The 21342-nt window shown below is 27.5% G+C and carries 23 protein-coding genes; 4 read left to right on the forward strand and 19 right to left on the reverse strand.

What is annotated here, in order from left to right; translation table 11 throughout:
* Positions 1-15: 15 nt before the first annotated feature.
* The 18 genes from SFBM_RS06120 to aroF all read right to left on the reverse strand — a co-directional run bounded on the left by SFBM_RS06120 (position 16) and on the right by aroF (position 16062).
* Entirely contained in the window at positions 16-1398 is a 1383-nt protein-coding gene (locus tag SFBM_RS06120; protein ID WP_005805510.1) for an oxaloacetate decarboxylase subunit alpha, read from the reverse strand.
* Positions 1399-1578: 180 nt separating this feature from the next.
* Positions 1579-2043, reverse strand: coding sequence for a hypothetical protein (locus SFBM_RS06125; protein ID WP_007439709.1), 465 nt, complete (start codon positions 2041-2043; stop codon positions 1579-1581).
* A 32-nt stretch (positions 2044-2075) separates the two neighbouring features.
* A complete protein-coding gene (sufU, locus tag SFBM_RS06130; protein WP_007439708.1) occupies positions 2076-2498 on the reverse strand; it encodes a Fe-S cluster assembly sulfur transfer protein SufU in 423 nt (140 codons plus the stop codon).
* A 10-nt stretch (positions 2499-2508) separates the two neighbouring features.
* Positions 2509-3735, reverse strand: coding sequence for an aminotransferase class V-fold PLP-dependent enzyme (locus tag SFBM_RS06135; protein WP_005805505.1), 1227 nt, complete (start codon positions 3733-3735; stop codon positions 2509-2511).
* 1 nt (position 3736) lies between these two features.
* Entirely contained in the window at positions 3737-4780 is a 1044-nt protein-coding gene (locus tag SFBM_RS06140) for a SufB/SufD family protein (RefSeq protein ID WP_005805502.1), read from the reverse strand.
* A 4-nt stretch (positions 4781-4784) separates the two neighbouring features.
* Positions 4785-6170: a Fe-S cluster assembly protein SufB gene (sufB, locus tag SFBM_RS06145; protein WP_005805500.1), complete on the reverse strand. Its 1386-nt coding sequence runs from the start codon at positions 6168-6170 to the stop codon at positions 4785-4787.
* 6 nt (positions 6171-6176) lie between these two features.
* Positions 6177-6914, reverse strand: a complete 738-nt coding sequence (gene sufC / locus SFBM_RS06150) for a Fe-S cluster assembly ATPase SufC (RefSeq protein WP_005805499.1) — start codon at positions 6912-6914, stop codon at positions 6177-6179.
* A 169-nt stretch (positions 6915-7083) separates the two neighbouring features.
* On the reverse strand, positions 7084-7710 hold the full coding sequence (locus SFBM_RS06155) for a hypothetical protein (RefSeq protein ID WP_005805497.1): 627 nt from the start codon (positions 7708-7710) through the stop codon (positions 7084-7086).
* Positions 7711-7822: 112 nt separating this feature from the next.
* Positions 7823-8650 (reverse strand): Cof-type HAD-IIB family hydrolase, encoded by an 828-nt coding sequence (locus tag SFBM_RS06160; RefSeq protein WP_005805495.1) that lies wholly within the window; start codon positions 8648-8650, stop codon positions 7823-7825.
* A gap of 28 nt (positions 8651-8678) precedes the next feature.
* Positions 8679-9314 carry a hypothetical protein gene (locus SFBM_RS06165; protein WP_005805494.1) on the reverse strand — a complete coding sequence of 212 codons (636 nt, stop codon included), beginning with the start codon at positions 9312-9314 and terminating at the stop codon, positions 8679-8681.
* Between the two features lie 102 nt (positions 9315-9416).
* Entirely contained in the window at positions 9417-9554 is a 138-nt protein-coding gene (locus tag SFBM_RS08070) for a hypothetical protein (RefSeq protein WP_005805493.1), read from the reverse strand.
* Positions 9555-9649: 95 nt separating this feature from the next.
* Positions 9650-9817 (reverse strand): hypothetical protein, encoded by a 168-nt coding sequence (locus SFBM_RS08075; RefSeq protein ID WP_007440441.1) that lies wholly within the window; start codon positions 9815-9817, stop codon positions 9650-9652.
* A gap of 117 nt (positions 9818-9934) precedes the next feature.
* Positions 9935-10270 (reverse strand): hypothetical protein, encoded by a 336-nt coding sequence (locus SFBM_RS06175; RefSeq protein ID WP_005805489.1) that lies wholly within the window; start codon positions 10268-10270, stop codon positions 9935-9937.
* A gap of 116 nt (positions 10271-10386) precedes the next feature.
* The gene (locus SFBM_RS06180) at positions 10387-11568 is read right to left on the reverse strand and encodes a DUF4214 domain-containing protein (RefSeq protein ID WP_007440443.1); all 1182 of its coding nucleotides are present in this window, start codon (positions 11566-11568) and stop codon (positions 10387-10389) included.
* A gap of 13 nt (positions 11569-11581) precedes the next feature.
* Positions 11582-12652, reverse strand: a complete 1071-nt coding sequence (gene aroB / locus SFBM_RS06185) for a 3-dehydroquinate synthase (RefSeq protein WP_005805486.1) — start codon at positions 12650-12652, stop codon at positions 11582-11584.
* Complete coding sequence (aroC, locus tag SFBM_RS06190; protein ID WP_005805484.1) at positions 12628-13761, reverse strand: chorismate synthase; 1134 nt, start codon at positions 13759-13761, stop codon at positions 12628-12630. The genes aroB and aroC overlap by 25 nt, the downstream gene beginning before the upstream one ends.
* Positions 13762-13772: 11 nt before the next feature.
* Positions 13773-15047: a 3-phosphoshikimate 1-carboxyvinyltransferase gene (aroA, locus tag SFBM_RS06195; protein WP_005805482.1), complete on the reverse strand. Its 1275-nt coding sequence runs from the start codon at positions 15045-15047 to the stop codon at positions 13773-13775.
* A 19-nt stretch (positions 15048-15066) separates the two neighbouring features.
* Positions 15067-16062 (reverse strand): 3-deoxy-7-phosphoheptulonate synthase, encoded by a 996-nt coding sequence (aroF, locus tag SFBM_RS06200; protein WP_005805480.1) that lies wholly within the window; start codon positions 16060-16062, stop codon positions 15067-15069.
* A 189-nt stretch (positions 16063-16251) separates the two neighbouring features.
* On the opposite strand from aroF, the gene SFBM_RS06205 reads away from it, so the two are divergent.
* Together SFBM_RS06205 and SFBM_RS06210 are read left to right on the forward strand one after the other, a co-directional pair.
* Positions 16252-19233 carry a vitamin B12-dependent ribonucleotide reductase gene (locus tag SFBM_RS06205; protein ID WP_005805479.1) on the forward strand — a complete coding sequence of 994 codons (2982 nt, stop codon included), beginning with the start codon at positions 16252-16254 and terminating at the stop codon, positions 19231-19233.
* 67 nt (positions 19234-19300) lie between these two features.
* Entirely contained in the window at positions 19301-20191 is an 891-nt protein-coding gene (locus SFBM_RS06210; protein ID WP_005805477.1) for a hypothetical protein, read from the forward strand.
* 3 nt (positions 20192-20194) lie between these two features.
* Here SFBM_RS06210 and SFBM_RS06215 read toward each other — a convergent pair whose 3' ends face one another.
* Positions 20195-20512 carry a hypothetical protein gene (locus tag SFBM_RS06215; protein WP_005805474.1) on the reverse strand — a complete coding sequence of 106 codons (318 nt, stop codon included), beginning with the start codon at positions 20510-20512 and terminating at the stop codon, positions 20195-20197.
* 47 nt (positions 20513-20559) lie between these two features.
* On the opposite strand from SFBM_RS06215, the gene SFBM_RS06220 reads away from it, so the two are divergent.
* Entirely contained in the window at positions 20560-21030 is a 471-nt protein-coding gene (locus SFBM_RS06220; RefSeq protein ID WP_007440801.1) for an Lrp/AsnC ligand binding domain-containing protein, read from the forward strand.
* A gap of 90 nt (positions 21031-21120) precedes the next feature.
* The gene (locus SFBM_RS06225) at positions 21121-21321 is read left to right on the forward strand and encodes a DUF378 domain-containing protein (protein ID WP_005805470.1); all 201 of its coding nucleotides are present in this window, start codon (positions 21121-21123) and stop codon (positions 21319-21321) included.
* The last annotated feature ends 21 nt before the right edge of the window (positions 21322-21342 follow it).

Genomic DNA, 21342 nt, shown 5'->3' on the forward strand with positions numbered 1-21342 from the left:
AATCCCTTCCTAATTTTAATTAAACTCTAAGTTTATATTAATAACTTGATTATCATTTTGATTATATTTTTTCTCCAAAAATTTCTTTGAGATCTGTGGAAATAAAATATAACTTAACACATCTTCATCACTTTTTGCAAAATCTAAAGACTCTTCTTTTATTTTCAAAAACTCATCTTCAATCAAATCTGCAGGTCTACAAGTAATCTCCTCCCCATCTTTTAATATTTTATCTTTCAATTCTTTGCTTATCTCATATGGTGGACAACCATACAATCCCTTGACATAATCCTTTATTTCTTTTGATATCATCTTGTATTGTTCTCCACTCAAAATGTTCATAACAGCTTGAGTTCCAACCATCTGAGAAAGAGGAGTAACAAGTGGTGGATATCCAAGATCCTTACGTACCTTTGGTATTTCTTTTAAAACGTCTTCAAATTTATCCTCAGCACCCTGTGCTTTCATTTGATTAATCATATTTGAAATCATCCCTCCAGGTAATTGTGTTTCAATTATCTGAGGGTTTATGAAATATGACTTAGGACTAAGTATACCATCTTTTAAATATTTTTCCCTAATAGGTTTAAAATAATCTGCTATATCCCTTAAAACATCATAATTAACATCACATCTGTATTCTGATCCCATAAAAGTTCTTACCATTGATTCAGTAGGAGGCTGACTTGTTCCTCCACCTAAAGTTGATATAGCGGTATCAACTATATCTGCCCCTGCCTCAATAGCTTTTAAATAAAGCATCTCTCCAATTCCACAAGTTGAATGAGTATGTAACTCCAATGGAATAGAAATATTATTTTTAATTTCTCGTATAAGTTCATATCCATTATAAGGTAATAAAATGCCCGACATATCCTTAATACAAATTGAATGTGCACCCATTTCCTCAATTTGCTTAGATAAATTAATATAATAATCATGTGTGTGAACAGGACTTACCGAATAACTCATAGCCACTTGCAAATGACCACCATATCTTCTAGTCGCATCAATAGATGTTTTCAAATTTCTCAAATCATTCAATGCATCAAATATTCTAATTATATCAATGCCATTTTCGAGAGATTTATATATAAACTTCTCTACGACATCATCCGCATAATGCCTATACCCTAAAATATTTTGTCCCCTAAATAACATTTGGAGTTTTGTATTTTTAACGTTTTCTCTTATACATCTAAGCCTATCCCATGGGTCCTCATTTAAATATCTAATACAAGAATCAAAAGTAGCCCCACCCCAAACCTCTAAGGCATGATATCCAGCGCTATCCATTTTATGTAATATAGGTAAAATTTCATCTGTAGTTAGGCGCGTAGCCATAAGGCTTTGATGTCCATCACGCAAACAAGTTTCAGTAATTTTAAACTTTTTCAATGTTTCCCCAAACCCCTTTTACCGAATTTTTATAATTTAGATTTCAAAATAACATCATACATATATAGAATTTCCATAATAAAATAAAAAATAACTAAATTAATTTGTTTAAGATTATACCATACAAAAGAACCTACGTAAAACATTGTTCTACATAGGCCAACATATATTATTTTTTAATTAACTTGCCTTATATCTTATATAATCATATAGATTTACTGAACCACCGATAATTATAATTATCCCTGGTATTAAAAAAGGAATAAGTGAAATTATTCCACCTATTATCATAATAACACAAGACAATACACTTGAATTATTCCAACTCATAATAGTCCCAGATATTGCAAGTATAAATCCAACGAAAATAATAATAAAAATTAAAATTGATATATTAAATGAAGAATTGTAAAATTCCTCTGCTATTTGTAGAAAATTTAGTATTTCAAACTCCATAAGTATTTCTGCAATAATAGATATTATAATATCTTTAACTAACTTTCCAAATAGGATTATAAAAATTCCCATAAAAAAGGCTGTCATCCCAGATAGAATTGATCCAATTAAACCTAAAGTATAACCCAAAACTCCATTTTTCATTCTTTTGTTAACCGTATTCCGTTTTTCATACTCTATAGCTTCCATACTTCCTCCATAAAACATCAAATAATTTAATATTAGTTTTGTATTATTTCATTAAGTGTATGCCAAGCCAATGTAGCACATTTAACCCTAGCCGGCATATTTTGTATATTTTGAAATACTATTCCATCACCAAGCTCACTGATCTCATCTTCCGTAACTTCCCTACGTATCATCTTTATAAATATATCAACAATTCTCTTAGCCTCTTCAACTTCTTTGCCTTTCACCAAATCAATCATTATCGATGTAGATGCCATAGAAATCATACATCCATCTCCAATAAATGCAATATCATCAATTACACCATCACGAACCCTCATTGATATCGTTATTTCATCTCCACAACTATGATTTACACCTCTTTTTTTAAAATCATATGGTGAAACTTCTCTTCTATTTTCTGTATTTTTACCATGATAAAGGATAGTATCTTTATACAATTCATCAAGATTCATATCATTCACCTCAAAACTTTAAAATATTTCTTATTTCTGATACTTTATCAAAAAAATAATCTATCTCTTCCTTAGTATTATAAAAACACAAACTAGCTCTAGTCGTAGAATTTAATTCCATTCTTCTCATAAATGGTTGAGCACAATGGTGACCTGATCTTACTGCTATTCCATATGAATCTAGAATAGTAGATACATCATGTGGATGTACCCCAATCACATTAAATGAAAAAACACAAACTCTTTTATTATCATCTTCAGGACCATAGACCTCTATATCATCACAACCACTGGATTTATAAAGAAAATATTTTTTAAGTTCGTTTTCATAATTTATAATTTCTCTAAGTCCAATAGAACTTATATATTTAATTGCAGAATTAAGTCCAGCAATAGACGATACATTTTGAGTTCCTCCCTCAAATGCTTCATGAAATTTTTTAAACGTAACCTCATCTTCAAATACATAATCGATCATATCTCCTCCATATAAAAATGGATTCATATCATCAATCACATCATCCGATGCATATAAAATTCCAACTCCCTGAGGAGCTAAAACTTTATGTCCAGAAAAAACAAGAAAATCTATATTATCAGCATCTACATTAAACTTTATATGAGTCATAGATTGTGATGCATCAACTAATACCTTAGCTCCGAATTCCTTACTCTTTTGAATTATAGTTTTATAATCATGAACTACGCCAAAAGTATTGGTAACTGGGGTAAAAGATACAATTTTGGGTTTTCTCTCAAGTTTATTTAAAAAATCATCGATCAAGATCTCCCCAAATTTATCTACATAAAAATAATTAAGCTTAATACCCCTGTTGCTACAAAGAACCTTCCAAGGTACCAAATTAGAATGATGAGAATCTATTCCAATTAAAATTTCATCTCCTTCATTTAAATTATTAATAGCATAAGAATAAACAATAATATTTAGAGCCTCTGTAGCACCTTTTGTAAAAACTATATTTTTCTTATCCTTTGCACCAATAAAATCTTTAACACTACTTCTTGTTTCATCCATTATTAAAGATGCTCTAACCCCCGCAATATGAGATCCTCTATTTGCATTTCCAAATGAATTTATATAAACATCAGTCATCGCATCAATAACACACTTCGGTTTTAAGCTCGTGGCAGCATTGTCAAAATATATTATTGGAAGTCCACTATCTGTTTTGCATAATAGTGCTGGAAAATCTTCTCTAATTTTAGAAATATTCAACCTAAATTGCCTCCATTAAAATATCCATAAATTTATTAATTATCTCTTTATCCCTTATCTTGCTTAATATATTTAAAAATTTACCCTGCAATATCAAACCCTTAGCCTGCTTCTCTGTAAATCCACGACTCAATAAATAAAATACTTTATCTTTATTGATTGAATTAGCTGTAAATCCATGACTCCCTTTGACATTTTTCTCATTACACAAAAGCAACGGAAGTGATTGATTAACAACATTTTTACTTAGTACAATAACCTCTTCAGTTTCATTTCCATTTGCATTTAAGCAACCCTTTTTAAAATCAATAGCCCCTCTAAATATCTTTTTACTATTATCAAGTAAAATTCCCTTGCCATTTATTAAAGCATTACTCTCTTTACCAAGCATAGCAGAAGTTAAATTATAATCATACTTAAAATCTTCTGTACAAATATAGCAAACATCTATTTTACCTGAAGATTTATTGCCATTTAAATATAATTCACAATTTGTATATACATTGTTCTTATTTACATTCACAAATAAGACCTCTACATGTGCATCATCCTCTATTTCTCCCAAAACATTTATAAATCCCTTAGAAGATGAACTAGTAAACACAATAAGCGTAACCTTTGAATTCCTTTTAGCATTTATGTAATAAAAATAATTAAATTGGTCGCCACTTCCAGAAATTTTGCTATTAACATATAGGGTCTTATCTTCATCGCATTTCATATTAAAAGTTACGGCAGATACTCCGCCATTTAAACACTCTTTCAAATTTAATTCGGCATTCTCCTCACTAACCTTAACATTAATAAACTTACCCATAATTAAATCATTGATAATGTCCTTGTTAACTCCACCATTTATCTTACAACTTAACTCTGAAATATTATCTTTAATCTCATCTCCAAAATCAATCAATACACCCGAATTATCTATCAATACATCTGAGTTATTAACCCCATTTAATATAAAATCATCTTCACTAAAATTTCCTTTAAGATAACTATAGGTACTTACAATTGTTTCATTAATCTTAACTTTTTGACTCATATTTCTATAACCCCTGCATTTCAACATTTATAAGATTATTCATCTCAACTGCATATTCAAGTGGCAATTCTTTAGAAATTTCTTCTGCAAATCCTCTAACAATAAGTGCTTTGGCATCTTCTTCACTTAATCCACGGGTTTGGAGATAAAAAATCTTATCATCACTTATATTTCCAATTGTAGCTTCATGTCCAACATCGACATTTTCACAATTTATTTCAATATACGGAATAGTATCTGATGAAGATTGATCATCTAACACAAGCGAATCACAAGTAATATTTGTTTTAGATCCCTCAGCATTTTTCTTAAATGTAACCATACCTCTATAGTTCCCTACACCACCAGATTTTACAATAGATTTCGAACATATATTAGAATAAGTATTCGGTGCTGCATGAACTACCTTAGCGCCTGTATCTAAATACTGACCCTCTGATGCAAAAGAAATTCCTAAAAAATCACAGGTTGCATTTTCCCCCCTTAATATACTCATAGGATAAAGCATAGAGACTTTAGATCCAAATGAACCTGACACCCACTCAATTCTACCATTTTTCTCAACCATCGAACGCTTTGTATTTAAATTAAACATATTTTTAGACCAGTTTTCAATCGTCGAATATCTCAATGTTGCATTCTCTTTAACAAACAATTCAACACACCCCGCATGCATATTATAAACATTATGTTTAGGTGCTGAACAACCTTCGATAAAACTCAAATAAGCTCCTTCATCTACAACAATTAAAGTATGCTCAAATTGCCCTGCTCCTTTTGCGTTCAGTCTAAAATAAGATTGAAGAGGAATTTCAACTCTAACTCCTTTAGGTATATAAATAAATGATCCTCCAGACCATACTGCACCATGAAGTGCTGCAAACTTATGATCAGTTGGAGGTACAAGCGTCATAAAATATTTTTTCACAAGTTCCTCATGCTCTTTTAAAGCAAGCTCCATATGCATATAAATAACTCCTTGAGCTTTCAAGTCCTCGCGAACATTGTGATAAACTACTTCTGAATCATATTGAGCTTCAACACCAGCTAAGCATTCTTTCTCAGCATTTAAAATTCCAAGCTTATCAAAAGTATTTTTTATATATTCTGGAGTCTCTTCCCAATCATCCGAAAACCTACTATTAGGCTTAACATACGAAACAATATTATCTATATTAAGCTCATCAATATTAGGCCCCCAAACAGGCAAATTCATATTGTTATAAATTTCAAGAGATTTAAGCCTAAAGTCAGTCATCCATTTAGGTTCATCTTTTTTCCTAGAAATATCGATTATAATATCTTTTGATAAACCTTTATTACTTATGAATTCTTCATAATTCTCGTGTTTAAAATCATACTTACTTCTATCAATATCATCTATTCTCATAACAAACTATTTCCCTTCTAATAGAGTTGAATACCCATTCTTATTTATCTCATTAAACAACTCTATACATCCAGTTTTAACATTACGACCATCTTTTAATACATGCACATGAGTCACATTAAGTTCACGAATAACTTCTTCTCTATGAGTAATTATAATAGCAGCCTTATCTTGAGTTAATAATTCTTTGAGAATACTACAAACTGAACGGATAGCATCAATATCAAGACCCGAATCAATCTCATCTAATATTATCAACTTAGGATCTAAAAACTTCATTTGAAGCAATTCACTCTTCTTTTTTTCGCCGCCAGAAAATCCTTCATTTAAATATCTCATCATATGAGATTCTTTCAACCCAACATCTTCAAACTTTTTATTCAAACTCATATTAAAAGCAAGATTTGGTTTTTCATTTTTAACTTTAATTTTTAATTCCCTCAAATAATCTTTATATGTAAGACCCTCTATTTCCTCAACCTGTTGAAAGCACAAAAATATACCTTTCCTTGCCCTCTCATCTGAAGTCAAATTATTTATTCTTTCTCCCTCAAAAAATATATCTCCATTTGTAACTGTATATTTAGGATTGCCAAGTATACTCATGGATAACGATGACTTACCACTTCCATTTGGCCCAAGTATAACATGCACTTCCCCAGAATTAACTGAAATATTTATATCATCTAAAACATTTTTTTCATTTACATTAACGCTAAGATTTTGTATATATAATAAATTCATAAAGTTAGCTCCTCAAAATTTCCAGATTAATCTATACCTTTTTAGTATGAATTATATTTTAACTTATACAAAATACAAATTGCAATATCAATTACACAAAAATACTAAATAAAACTTAATAGTAGTAAAAAATATTTAAGGATAGCATTAAACTAATGCTATCCTTTTATTAAACTACCTCAATTAATGGTTTATTCTGTATACTTGACTCTTGATCTTTCAATATTAAATCATTTATTTTTGCTAATTGTACATATGTATTTATATCATCTTCATTTTTAAAAAACATCAACATTGATAAATCATAATGTGTAAATACCATAATATCTAACTTATCAAAATAGAAACTAGTAAAATGAATTTCTCTAGTACAAAGACTCAAAAACATTTTAAAAACACCAAAATCATTAATTTTGTAAACATCCTCATCTCTTATATGCGAACGTAAAATATTTATAAACTTAATTGAATCCTTATAATCCAAATCTCTTAACATATATAAAATTTTCATATTATCTATTTTATTTATATTAAAATTACCCACATACATAATTCCCTGATTCAATTTGAAAATATCTTCAAAAAATCTAAATATTTTATCTTCAAATCTTAAATTATGCTCTAAATTATGCTCAGCAAAATCTAATCTAGTTTTATTATAATTTATTTTATCCCCGTTATTTATGTATAATACCTTCAAAAAGTATTCATTAGTTATATTCTCCATCCCAAAATTCATGAAGTCAACAAATTTCTTTGTCGTATCTCTTTCTAGCGTATTAAGTATATGTAACATAGCTACCCCCTAAATTCCCAATTTTTACCATGTTACATTTATTATACATAATTATACTTTATAAATAAAGTTAAACCGAATACAAAAAAAATATTATTTTTTACAAAATTTACTAAAAGTGTTCCAATAAATTTTTTATAGCATATGCAACCCCATCTTTATCAAAATCAAGTGTTATAAAATCAGCTTTTTCTTTTAATTTATCTATTGCATTATTCATGGCAACCTTATATCCACATTCTCTAAACATAGATATATCATTTTCACTATCACCTATGCACATAATATCTTTTTTATCTATATCCAGATATTTTCTAAGTTCAATAATTCCTTTTCCTTTTCCTTCACCTTTTTTCAATATCTCAATAGTATTAACCCAAGAGTATTCTATCTCAAATTCCCCTAATTCCATAACTTTTAGTATTAAATCATTAAGTTTGTTCTGATCATTACTTGAAACAACAACCTTACATATGTTGTCACCATGATTTTTAAATACATTATCCCAGGAATCTTCACTATCAATTACTACCTCTTTCATAGAATATTCCTTCTTATCTTCCTCATTATGGTAATCTTCTAATTTATTATTAGAGTAAATTGTATCTATTGTAGAATAATGTGTATTAAAATGTTTTTCTCTTACAAATTTATGTATTTTAACTAAAAAATCTACACCAAAAAAGTTTGAATACACAACTTTATTATTTTCAACATCATATACATATGTTCCATTATTCCCTACCGCATATATAGGTATCCCTAAAACTTTAGAAAAATATAAACAATGTATAAATAACCTTCCTGTAACCAATGCTATTTTTATTCCACTATTATATGCTTTATTTATATACTCTATATTGCCCTCAGAAATATTTGAAATATCCTTAAGTGTAGTACCATCCAAATCCAAACAAATTAATTTTATATTACTATGCATAATTAACCTCCTTAATACAAATAAACACTTATAAATCCATACTCAAACACCTTATATTTAACTCACTCAATGCAAAATCCAATAAAACTACAAATACAAATACAAATCCTCTTAAATAATAAACAAAATTAAATAAACAAACACTTACTGTTATAAAAATTAAATTTATAAACAACAAATGCCACAGTTCTTTTATTTTATTTTTAATATAATTAAATTTATACCTATCAAATCTCGTATCAACTAAATTAAATAATTTAATATTATACATAAAATATATAAATGTTAAAACTATTATCATAAATGCTATCATTAAATATCTGATTCTACTAAAAAACAAACTCATTAATAACAAACCTAAAATTATTATCCCTAAAAATAAAAACAGAATAAAATTAATACCTAAAAATTTTTTGATAATATAAATACTTGTTTTAATATAACTATTACCTTCCAATATTGAATGTACATTTCTAAACTTAATTCCCTGAATTAAAAGCTGAAATAAATAAATATAAACCATTATGTACACAGTCTTAATAATTGATAAATTATTTAAATAAAATTCAACAAAATTTATCAATATAACGCCAATTATATATGAAAATAATATGGCTATTAACTGATTAATTCTAATTAATCTCATTCTTTTATTATAATCCATTATTTAATCCCCTATCATCTAAAATATATAAAAATTTATATGATCTTAAATGATATTTTTATTCCATACAAAAAAGCACATAGACCTATATACTTTTATTTTTTAAATTATTCTATTATTAAATGTTGGTTTAGCTAAAGATAGATCAAACTTATTCCAATTCTTAACCAACTTAATTTTAGTAAATACATCAGATAAATTAACAGATATCGTTTTTAAGATACTCACAAATAAAATCACAAGTCCTACAAATTCTCCAAAATTATTTTTATCATATAAAAATGGTAAACTGTATCCATGCTAAGATCCATTATCTATAAAAATTATAAAATCACTTACTTAATAATTCCATATGATGTATCTGTTAACCCTAGTTGTATACTTAATAAGTTTACAAAATTAGAAATTTCATACTCTTTCCCACTTGCATATGTAAATGACAAAAAGCAAAAACTAAAAATCATAAATCCCAATAATAGTTTCTTAATAAATCTTAACTTCATTATATTTTTACCTTTCTTGATCAATTTACCTACATAAGTTACATTTACTAGAAAACATTTACAATAACTTAGTTATTAATTTTTAAACAAAAAAATAAATAGGTCAAAAAAACCTATTTACTTAATATCAATATTTATAAGAGCAATTGTTACTACATATTCTTTACTATTATTTTCCTTATTTAAAACAGATTTTAATTTTATATTAAATACTTTGAAATTATCATTAATATTTATCTTACCTATAAATTCTTCAGCATCTTTTATTATATCTACTTGTTGAGGAACTTTATTATATACCAATACTAATTTCTTATATTTAAATACTGGAAAATTATTAAAAGTAACGAAATCATTAAATTTTTCATGTTTATCATTAAATAATGATTCGCAATTTTTACTATATGAATCATTTAAATTTATTTTAGAGTAATCTTTATCCTCTTTAAACATAATCTAGCTCCAATCTTCATCATTTAAAATCTTATTTGAATCTATTTATATTTAAACTACTAATATATCTTATTTTCGTTATAAAAATATATTTACTTTAACTAATTAACTTTATTTCAAATCAACGATGTGATTACAATTTGAGAATATAAATTAGTCATGAATCTTAATGTATTTCTCACTCTATCTTTTTCATACAAATTATAAACATAGGTATTAGAATCGTCAAATGTAAATCTAAGTTTAGATAAATCAGAACTCAAAATTTTATTTAAAAGCTTCAAATCTTCTACCGATTCAATTTTAATTTTAAACTCATAAACAGAAATTCCTTTTCCTTCATATTTACTTTGATCTGTGTATTCAATCTCCAAATCTATAAATTCATTTCCTAAAATTATATCAGATTTAGTTATTAATTTCCCAAGATTCCTAGCAGTAATACTCAATCCTAAAGTTATAAAATCATCATTATTATCAATATCTAATTGTATAAAAGGTGAAATATATACAGATTCTTGTATATCATATGGCAACTTAACTTTATAATCAAGAGCATACACAAGTCTCTTTATGTTGTCACTTGATACACTTTTTAACTCCTCATATATTTCATTTTCTGTACTATCTGAAAAAATTGGTAACAATGATATTATATCGTTAACATCTAATACATTCTTATCCTCACTAGAATCTTCACTTTGAACAGAAATAGCTTGTTCAAATTCATTGAAATCTTTATAAAGGTTATTTATATATTCTATTTTTTTAGGATCGTAATCTTCTCTTAACTCCGCAACTCCCAGATTATTTAAATTTTGAAATTGTGGCGTAGTTCCAATTTCATATGAAAATTCATTAAAAAAATTCTCATTAAACATTATTTTACAAACTTCATACCTTGCAGAATTTATATCATTTAATTTATTGTTCTCTTCCTGTATTTTACTTACCCAATAACTACTTTCTTCTTCACTTGGAACTTTATTTAATAATAATTCATAGATCATATCTATAAATTCCTTATCATTTACATTTTTAGATAAAAATTCTTCTCCTGTTACCAAAGAAATCATGTAATTATACAGTGATTCATTATGATTCCCGAGCAAATAACTCCAATGTTCGATACCAATATCGTCTAAATTATTCCTATTTAAAAATATTTCGTAACTCTTAATTACAAAATCATTTACAGAATTATATAATTTCTGGGCATTAACCTTAATTGAGCCAAAACTTAGTGATAAACAAATAAGTGAACCAAATAATATTTTACAAAATTTCTTCCTTAACATAATTCCTCCTTGATTAAAAATGATACTTTGAAAAATTAAATTCCTTAATTTCATTTACTGAAAACATATATTCTTCTACCTTAGATGGAGATATTGGAAGAATAAAACTGATCTTACTAAATTTATTTTTTTTATCCATTAACAATGCTTCATAAAATCTATCTTCATTTAAAACATTATTATCAAATTTTATACCAAAACTTTTTAAAATCTTATCTATGTATGCAAAATATGTTTCGTCTATTAAATTAAGTTTAAATGCAATCAAACTCTCATAATACATTCCTATAATTACAGCTTCACCATGAGTATACACTGAATAATTAGTCACACTTTCTATAGCATGACCTACAGTATGCCCATGATTTAAAATTTTTCTAATTGACGTATCATACTCATCTCTTTTTATAATATTAATTTTAATCTTACAGCTTCTTTTTACTATTTCCCTTATAACTTCAATTTCCCCTCTCAATATATCCATAAGGTATATATATATATATGTCAAAAAGTCATACTCACATACTATACCATATTTTAAGGCTTCAGCTAATCCAGAAATTATTTCCCTCCTCGATAATCCTTTTAAAAAATTATTATCTATAACAATAAAATGTGGTTGATTAAATGTTCCAACCAAATTTTTACATCCCGAAACATTAATTGCATTTTTTCCACCAATTGAGCTATCAACTTGAGCAAGAAGAGTGGTTGGTATATTTATAAATTTTATCCCCCTCATATATATTGATGAAACAAATCCAGCAATATCTCCTACAATTCCTCCACCAATTCCAATCAATACAGAATCTCTTATATATCCATTTTGACTTAATATTCTTATAATCTCTATTACTATGTTTATATCTTTGTTCCTTTCCACGCATTCAAACAGATATATATCATGATTTAAATCACTAATTAATTCTTTCAAATATGTACTATAAAATTTTTCATAAACTATCTTGTCTATAATAAAAAAACATCTCCTATACATCAATATCTCTTTAAGATATTTTAAAGAATCTTCACCCACTAATATCGTGCATTTTCTTTGATTTAATTCAAGAATGAATTTTTCCAACTTCTTAACACTTCCTTTAAACTATCTCCGGAAAACTTTCTCAAAAATTCCTGACATATAACAGTCATAGCTACACTCTCAGAAACAATTGAAGCTGCAGGTATAACTGTATAATCACTTCTCTCAACACTTGCAAATTCAACCTCTTTAGACAATATATTTACAGTCTTTATAGGTTTATATAGCGTCGGAATTGGCTTATGGTAACACCTAATCACAATCTCTTCACCATTACTCATACCGCCTTCAATACCCCCAGCTCTATTAGTAATCCTTCTATAATTTCCATTTTCATATATTATTTCATCATGAGAGTTTGATCCTCTATCCATGAAAGTTTCTAAACCATCTCCAAACTCTATGGCCTTCATGGAATTAACACTTATTAAAGCAGATGCCAATAGCCCGTCCAATTTTCTATCATAATGAGTATAGCTCCCAAGCCCTACAGGTACATTTTTAATCCTTAATTCATAGGATCCTCCTACTGTATCACCCTCCGATTTTATACAATCGATAAGAGATACTATCTCATTCCTCCTCGTTGTATCCAAAAATCTAAATTCATACTCATCACTTCTCTTAATATCATCAAAACAATAAATATTGCTGTTCTTAATTTTCCCTATGGATAAAACATGAGATGCACTCTCTATATTAAAATTTCTTAAAAATTGAGTACAAATCGAACCAATAGCTAATCTAGTTGCAGTTTCTCTAGCACTACTTCTTTCAAGAACATTTCTGCAATCATCAAAATCATATTTAATTATACCACTTAAATCAGCATGTCCTGGTCTAGGTTTTAAAACCCTTTTTGATGAAATATCACAATTTACAGGATCCATATATTTCTCCCAATTTTTATAGTCGGCGTTCTTTATAAAAAATGATATAGGCGATCCCAATGTTTTTGAATTCCTTATACCAGATATAAACTCAATTTTATCACTTTCAATTTTCATCCTATCTCCACGACCATAAGAAGATTGCCTTTTTTCTAAAACATTATTTATTTCATTTTCATCTATGTAAACATTAGATGGTAATCCCTCTATAATCCCAATAAGACCCTTCCCATGCGACTCGCCAGCAGTAAAATATCTCATACTAATCCACCTTACCTTAAAACATAGTTTAAAATATCATAGAAATTCGGAAAAGATACATCAACACAATATTTATTTAAAATCCTTATATCCTCACCACTTATTACTGATAATATCATAAATGACATGGCTATCCTATGATCATTATAACTATCAACTTCACATCCTTTTATACTTCCTCCACCAACTATCCTAATTCCATTCTCAAGTTCATAAATTTCAATCCCAAGCTTACTAAATCCCTCTACTATACTCTTTATTCTATTACTTTCTTTATACTTAAGTTCTTCTATATCTCTAATTATAGTTTCACCTTTCGCAAATACAGCAAGAACACAAATAATTGGTATTTCATCAATAAGTGTAGGTATAATACCCCCTTCAATTAAAGTACCAACTAAAAATTTGGTTCCATATACTTTAATATCACATACTTCCTCAAAATAATCACAGTGAACATTTACAAGTTCAATATTAGCTCCCATACTTCTTAAAACATTAATTATACCAATCCTTGTCTCATTAATACCAACATTTTTAATCAAAAGTTCAGATCCGTCAATACAAGATGCTAAAACCATAAAAAAACTAGCAGATGATATATCCCCAGGAATTGAAATTTCTCGCCCTTCCATTTCACCTTTTTGAATTAAAATAGTATTTCCATTTATTTTAATATTCCCACCAAAATAGCCAATCATTCTCTCTGTATGATCTCTCGTCTTTATATTTTCACTAACCTTTGTAATACCGTCACAATACAATCCTGCAAATAAAATACATGATTTAACCTGAGCACTATCTATTTCCATTTTATAAGAAATTGAATTTAATTCCTTACCACAAACACTTAAAGGAGCATAATTATCACTATTAAGAGCATAAATCTTTCCCCCCATAAGAGATAATGGTTTTATTATTCTATCCATCGGTCTAAGTCTAAGTGATTTATCACCATCAATAATTGAATCAAAATTACTCCCACTTAAAATTCCACTCATTATTCTAATCGTTGTGCCAGAATTTTTAGCATCCAATATACCTTCATATTTCCTAAGAGAATATAATCCATTTCCAAATACTCTAACTTTATAATCTTCGACCTCAATCCTAATACCCAAATTTCTAAGGCACTCCATTGTAGCTAAAGAATCTTGACTAAACAAAAAATTATGTATTGTACTAATCCCATTTGATATAGCTGAAACCATAAGAGCTCTATGGGATATGGACTTATCTCCAGAAATATTTATTATAGATTTTATCTTCTTATTTCTTATATTCACAACTTATCTCCTAAATAAATTAAAATAAACTCTTCCTTATCTTATGAATTTTCTTATTCATATCATCAAATCGTTTAAATTTTATTGATTGATGTCCATCAGATAATGCATTTTCAGGATCATTATGAACCTCAACCATAATTCCATTACACCCAGCTGAAACAGAAGCTAATGCAAGAGGCTCAACCAAATCAAATTGGCCAGAAGCATGACTAGGATCAACTATTATAGGAAGATGAGATAACTTCTTAACAAGAGGAACTGCTGATATATCTAAAGTATTTCTTGTAGACTTCTCAAAAGTTCTGATTCCTCTCTCACAAAGTATAACATTTATATTTCCCTTTGAAACAATATACTCAGCACTAAGTAAAAACTCTTCAATCGTTGCACTTAATCCTCTCTTTAACAAAACTGGCTTATTGCACTCTCCAAGTTTCTTTAACAATTCAAAATTCTGCATATTACGGGCTCCAACCTGAAAAACATCTACATATTCATTAAAAAATTCTATATCCTCTGTAGACACAATCTCACTAACAAGCTTTAGACCAAGATCTGACGTAATTTTTCTCATACTTATCAAAGCATATTTACCAATTCCCTGAAAAAAATAAGGAGAGGTTCGAGGCTTAAATGCACCACCCCTTATTATATTTACCCCTAACTCCTTTAAACTCTTAGCTATCTCCATAAACATATCTTCATTTTCAAAAGAACATGGTCCACCTATAGTTTCAAAATATTCTCCACCTATCTTAACATCCCCAATATGTACAATAGTATCCTCTTTCTTAAAATCTCTACTAACAAATTTATAAGGTTTATCTACATAAACTATATCTTTAATTCCATCAATACTATCATATATAAACTTCTCATCAACATCACTTAAGATATGTATTCCTATATAATTTTCATCAAAATTAAAAGGCACAAAATCTAATCCAGAAATATGTTTTATATTTTCTATAGAACATTTTCTATCAATATCCTTCTTGAAAAATATGATCATATATTTACATTCTCCTATATATTCTTTATCTTAAATTTATCAAATTTCAACTTAAAAATAATTTCTATAATTTTACCTTCTTAAATTATTTTTTTCAATTAATTTATTTATCCAAACACTTTTTATTAATTTATCATATATGATTTTTATGATAAAATATTGCCACGTTAATTTTTAAAGGTGGTTATTATGGAAAATATTGATAATATTTTTAAAAGATATTTTACTCAAAGTCTTGAAAATAACAAAACTAAAGATGTTTTTAGTTTGTTTAAATGGAAAAAAGTAAATGTTCTACTTAAAGACTATAAAACAGGAAATACAATTTACGATATGAAAAACTTAGAATTTCCCGATCATTTCTCACAAACTGCTTGCGATATAATAGCTACAAAATATTTTAGGAAAAGCGGTGTTCCAAATGATTGCGGAATGGAAAATTCATTCAAAATGGTAGTACATAGACTTGTAAGTTTTTGGATATCAGCATTAAAAGATCAAAAGTTAATTAAAACCGATCAACAAGAACAAATATTCTACGATGAAACTGCCTACGCACTAATTGATCAAAGATTTGCTCCAAACTCACCACAATGGTTCAATACAGGTCTTGCATTATCTTACAATATAAAAGGAGAACCTCAAAATACCTATTACTACGATATAAACGAAAAAAAAGTTGTTAAATCAATAGATTCATACACAAGAACTCAAGCATCTGCTTGCTTTATTTTATCAATTGAAGATAAACTTCTAGGTCCTCATTCTATTTCTGAACAATACATAACAGAAACTAAATTATTTAAATTTGGATCAGGGACTGGGACAAACTTTTCAAATATAAGATCAATAGGAGAAAAACTATCTGGTGGCGGATCTTCCTCAGGTCTTATGAGTTTTTTAAAAGGCCTTGATAAAAATGCAGGTGCAATAAAATCAGGTGGAACAACAAGAAGAGCTGCAAAAATGGTTTGTCTTGATTTAGACCATCCTGAAATAGAAGATTTTATAAAATGGAAATCTGTTGAAGAAGATAAGGTACGTGCATTAGTAAAAATGGGGTATGATGGAACATTCGAAGGGGAGGCATATAACACAGTATCAGGACAAAATTCCAATAACTCAGTAAAAATAAAAGACGAATTCATGAAGAAAGTTGAAAATCTAAATAATGATCCTGATTCTAAAATTATATTAAAAGGAAGAATTGATTCCTCAGTAGATAAAGAGATCAATACTAAATATCTGTGGGATATATTTAATGAAGCTTCTCATAAATGTGCAGATCCAGCTCCACTTTTTGATGATACATTCAATGCCTGGCACACTTGTCCTGCTGGTGAAGATGGTGTATATAACGCAAAATATAATAGAATAAACTCTACAAATCCTTGTGCTGAGTATGCATTTTTAGATGATACATCTTGTAATCTCGCTTCGATAAATGTACTAAAATTTTACGATGAACATAACAAAATATTTAAAATAGATGAATACCTACATATGATTAGGATTTCTCAATTAATTCTCGAAGCATCAATACATTTTGGACAATTCCCAACAGAAGATATAGCAAGAAAAACTCATATGTTTAGAACGACAGGACTTGGAATATGTAACATTGCATCATTACTTATGATTATGGGAATACCTTATGACTCTGATGAGGCAAGATGTTTTACATCAAGTATAGTTGGTATATTAACAGGAGAAAGCTACTTCATATCATCTATTATGGCAAAAGAAATAGGGGCATTCGAAAAGTATAATATTAACAAAAAATATATGTTAAAAGTAATTAGAAATCATGCACGTGTTGCTGGATATTTAAAAGATTCCTTTGAAGGATTAAATTATACTCCAATGAAAGTTGATCATGATCTATTAAATAAAATGGAATTAAAATACATATCAACATGCTTAAAAAACGTCTGGAAATCTGCCTATGATTCTGGAGAAAAATATGGTTATAGAAATGCTCAAGTATCAGTAATTGCTCCAACAGGAACAATTTCATTTGCAATGGATGCTGCATCAACATCAATTGAACCATTTTTCTCACATATAGTTTATAAAAAATTATCTGGCGGAGGACATCTAACCCTATCAAATCCAATGATTGCATCTGCTCTTAAAAATTTAAAATACACAGATGAACAAATCAAAGATATATTAGCTTATATAGAAAAAACTGAAACTGTTGAATCCAATGGATTAAAATATGAAAAATTATCTGATGGGAAAATTGAAGGTGCTCCTCATCTAAAACAAGAACATATAAATATATTTGATACTGCAAACACATGTGGAACTGGTGTAAGATTTATATCTCCAGAAGGACACGTAAAAATGGTTGCATCAATCACCCCACTAGTTTCTGGTTCAATATCAAAAACTATTAATCTTCCAAGCAATTCAACAGTAGAGGATTTTAAAGAGATGACAATGTTAAGTTGGAAACTTGGAGTAAAAGGAATTTCTCTATATCGTGATGGAAGCAAATTTGCACAACCACTCAATAAAAATTTAGAAAACATTAGTGATAGTGACGACTTAGAGAATTTAAATTACAATGAACTCCTAATACTATCTAAAAACATGAAGGAATCGTTAAAACATAATCCAAAAAGAAATAAACCAATTGGGATAAGAAGTGGTACAACCCATCCAGCTGAAATTGAAGACATAAAAATATATACTACTGTAAATAGAAATACAAACAATGAAATATGTGAAATTTATATAACAACAGATAGAGAAGGTACTATCATAATGGGGTTATTAAACTCACTATCTAAATCCTTATCTGTGATGCTACAACACAAGGTTTCTCCTCAAGATATTTCATCAATGCTTAGAGGTCAGAAATATGAACCACATGGTTTTGTGAAAAAACATCCTTACATAAAACACGCATCATCAATATCCGATTTAATATCGAAAATAATTGATATAGAATTAAATGATTACAGATTTTGCCAAGTAAAACCTTCTGATTACCCAAATGATAATCATACTGATGAATCCCTAAATTCAGAATTTAAATTAGACTCATCAGATTACAAAAAAATTTATAATAAAATATGCTCTAACTGCTCAAGTGTAAAGATGTTCAAAAATGGTACATGCTATGTATGTAGTGATTGTGGTTCAACAACAGGATGTAGCTAAAGTATATTAGTATAATTTAATAAATTTATAAATATATTAAATAAAAACAATATCTAAGGATCTTATCATGTCAAAAACTTTCCTAAAAGGAATGTATTACGTACCTAAAGATAGTAATGAAAATCCATATTCTATTTTGAAAAATGCAAACAAAAACAATCTAAACTTTATAATAATTGAATACAGTAATAAATATCTGTTCAACGATTTATCTAAAGACAAATTTTCTAAACTCACCTATATACAAGATAAAATCAGCTCATTTGAAAAAAAATATAGAAATACTGTAGGTATAATTTGCTTTAAATGCCATTCAATTATGGGTCCAATTAGGATATTACTATCGAAAAGTATATTTAAAGGAGAAGTATTTAAACTTAAAAATTTCTATTTATGGTGCTATTTAAATAACCCAACTTTAATACTATCAAGCAATAATTTCACACAAATAGAAAATGAAAACATAAAAAAATATTTTACTTTATATAATGATAACTTCATAAAGACTGTAGATAACTACTTACAATTGTTAAATATAGGTATGAAAATAACTCCAATATATATAAACAACGGGTTTATCTTTATAAAAAATAAATCCAATGATATATTTGATTTCAAAAATTTAAAGCAATATATAACTTCACAGATTAAAAATGGAAATTTTTATATATCAAATTCAGATAAATTATACTTAAATTACACTCTAACTAACTCAAGTCATGATAATAAAAGATATCTTTCTTTAGATATCAAATTAAATAACACTAATTTTTTGAATCAAAAACTAATTCTACTAAATAATGAACATAACTCTATAATTAATCAAAATCTATACAACCTTAAAAATATATCCTATAATATTGATATAAAAAAAGGTGCAAATAAGTTTTTTATACTTAGGATTTTATCCCACAATAACTTATTTGCACTAACTTCTCCAATTTATACTAACTTTTAAAAATTAACCTTTATTTTTTATTCTATTAGGTTTTACCTTAGGTTTATTTTGCATGACTTTATTGTTTTTATTCCTTAACCTCTTTCTTCTATTATCAACAAAGAGGTCAACAAACCAAAGTATTAAAACAAAATATAGCCATTGAATTATATACATAACAAAAGTTGGTACTTTTAAGAAAAGTGAAACTACACAAAGGATTATTCCTAAAGATAAGATTAACCATGCATTAACCTTAATATTTGATAGCACAAATATTTTTAACAAGTTATATGTAATTAAACTAAATAAAATAAATACTACAATACTTAAAAAATTCATTTTATATCCTCCTAATTTATATAATTCACAAAGGAAGTGGTAAACATTTGAACTCGCAAGTTTTTAACAATTTAGACAAATTGGATTTAGATATACTCGGTATACTTATCAAAGATTGTAAAACTCCATATCTTGAGATAGCTAGAATGTGCCATGTTAGTGGTGGAACCATCCATGTTAGAATGAAAAAAATGGAAGATATGGGTATACTGCTTGGATATAATTTATCATTAGATTTAACAAAACTTGGTTTCGATATATGTTGTTTCGTTGCTATATACACAGATAGTACATCATATATCCAAGATGTAATAAATGATCTCCAAAATATAAATGAAATTACAGAGCTCCATGTAACTACAGGAGATTTTGAAATCCTCACAAAAGTAATTTGTAAAAATATTGAACACCTACAAGACATGCTTGTAAATAAAATTAATAAGATTAAAGGAATTAACCGAACAAATACATTTATATCATTAATCCAAAAAATTAATAGGAATGTACTTTTAGGTTAATATTATTTTTTGATCTCTCAAATATTTAAAATTATTTTAGACAATACTAATAAATATAAATAAACTTATATTTTAAGAGAGGGTTGAAAAATGAGTAAGTTCCTAGATAGTATACTACTGTCAATCGTATTAATTGGTGCTCTTAACTTAGGATCCATAGGATTATTACAATTTGATTTTATTTCTTATTTGTTTGGAAATTTTACATTTGCTACAAGATTAATTTTTTGCTTAATTGGCTTATTTGCTATGTACTCTATAAAATTTATTTTTGAAATATTTAAAAGGTAATTATTGGGAAAACCAAATTAA

This window comes from Candidatus Arthromitus sp. SFB-mouse-Japan, assembly GCF_000270205.1.
In the GTDB taxonomy this organism is placed as follows: domain Bacteria; phylum Bacillota; class Clostridia; order Clostridiales; family Clostridiaceae; genus Dwaynesavagella.

Coding starts and splice junctions, on each gene's coding strand:
- SFBM_RS06125 (WP_007439709.1), bottom strand. CDS start 2,043: ATGGAAGCTATAGAGTATGAAAAACGGAATACGGTTAACAAAAGAATG.
- sufU (WP_007439708.1), bottom strand. CDS start 2,498: ATGAATCTTGATGAATTGTATAAAGATACTATCCTTTATCATGGTAAA.
- SFBM_RS06140 (WP_005805502.1), bottom strand. CDS start 4,780: ATGAGTCAAAAAGTTAAGATTAATGAAACAATTGTAAGTACCTATAGT.
- sufB (WP_005805500.1), bottom strand. CDS start 6,170: ATGAGAATAGATGATATTGATAGAAGTAAGTATGATTTTAAACACGAG.
- sufC (WP_005805499.1), bottom strand. CDS start 6,914: ATGAATTTATTATATATACAAAATCTTAGCGTTAATGTAAATGAAAAA.
- SFBM_RS06155 (WP_005805497.1), bottom strand. CDS start 7,710: ATGTTACATATACTTAATACGCTAGAAAGAGATACGACAAAGAAATTT.
- SFBM_RS06160 (WP_005805495.1), bottom strand. CDS start 8,650: ATGCATAGTAATATAAAATTAATTTGTTTGGATTTGGATGGTACTACA.
- SFBM_RS06165 (WP_005805494.1), bottom strand. CDS start 9,314: ATGGATTATAATAAAAGAATGAGATTAATTAGAATTAATCAGTTAATA.
- SFBM_RS08075 (WP_007440441.1), bottom strand. CDS start 9,817: ATGAAGTTAAGATTTATTAAGAAACTATTATTGGGATTTATGATTTTT.
- SFBM_RS06175 (WP_005805489.1), bottom strand. CDS start 10,270: ATGTTTAAAGAGGATAAAGATTACTCTAAAATAAATTTAAATGATTCA.
- SFBM_RS06180 (WP_007440443.1), bottom strand. CDS start 11,568: ATGTTAAGGAAGAAATTTTGTAAAATATTATTTGGTTCACTTATTTGT.
- aroC (WP_005805484.1), bottom strand. CDS start 13,761: ATGAGATATTTTACTGCTGGCGAGTCGCATGGGAAGGGTCTTATTGGG.
- aroF (WP_005805480.1), bottom strand. CDS start 16,062: ATGATCATATTTTTCAAGAAGGATATTGATAGAAAATGTTCTATAGAA.
- SFBM_RS06205 (WP_005805479.1), top strand. CDS start 16,252: ATGGAAAATATTGATAATATTTTTAAAAGATATTTTACTCAAAGTCTT.
- SFBM_RS06210 (WP_005805477.1), top strand. CDS start 19,301: ATGTCAAAAACTTTCCTAAAAGGAATGTATTACGTACCTAAAGATAGT.
- SFBM_RS06215 (WP_005805474.1), bottom strand. CDS start 20,512: ATGAATTTTTTAAGTATTGTAGTATTTATTTTATTTAGTTTAATTACA.
- SFBM_RS06225 (WP_005805470.1), top strand. CDS start 21,121: ATGAGTAAGTTCCTAGATAGTATACTACTGTCAATCGTATTAATTGGT.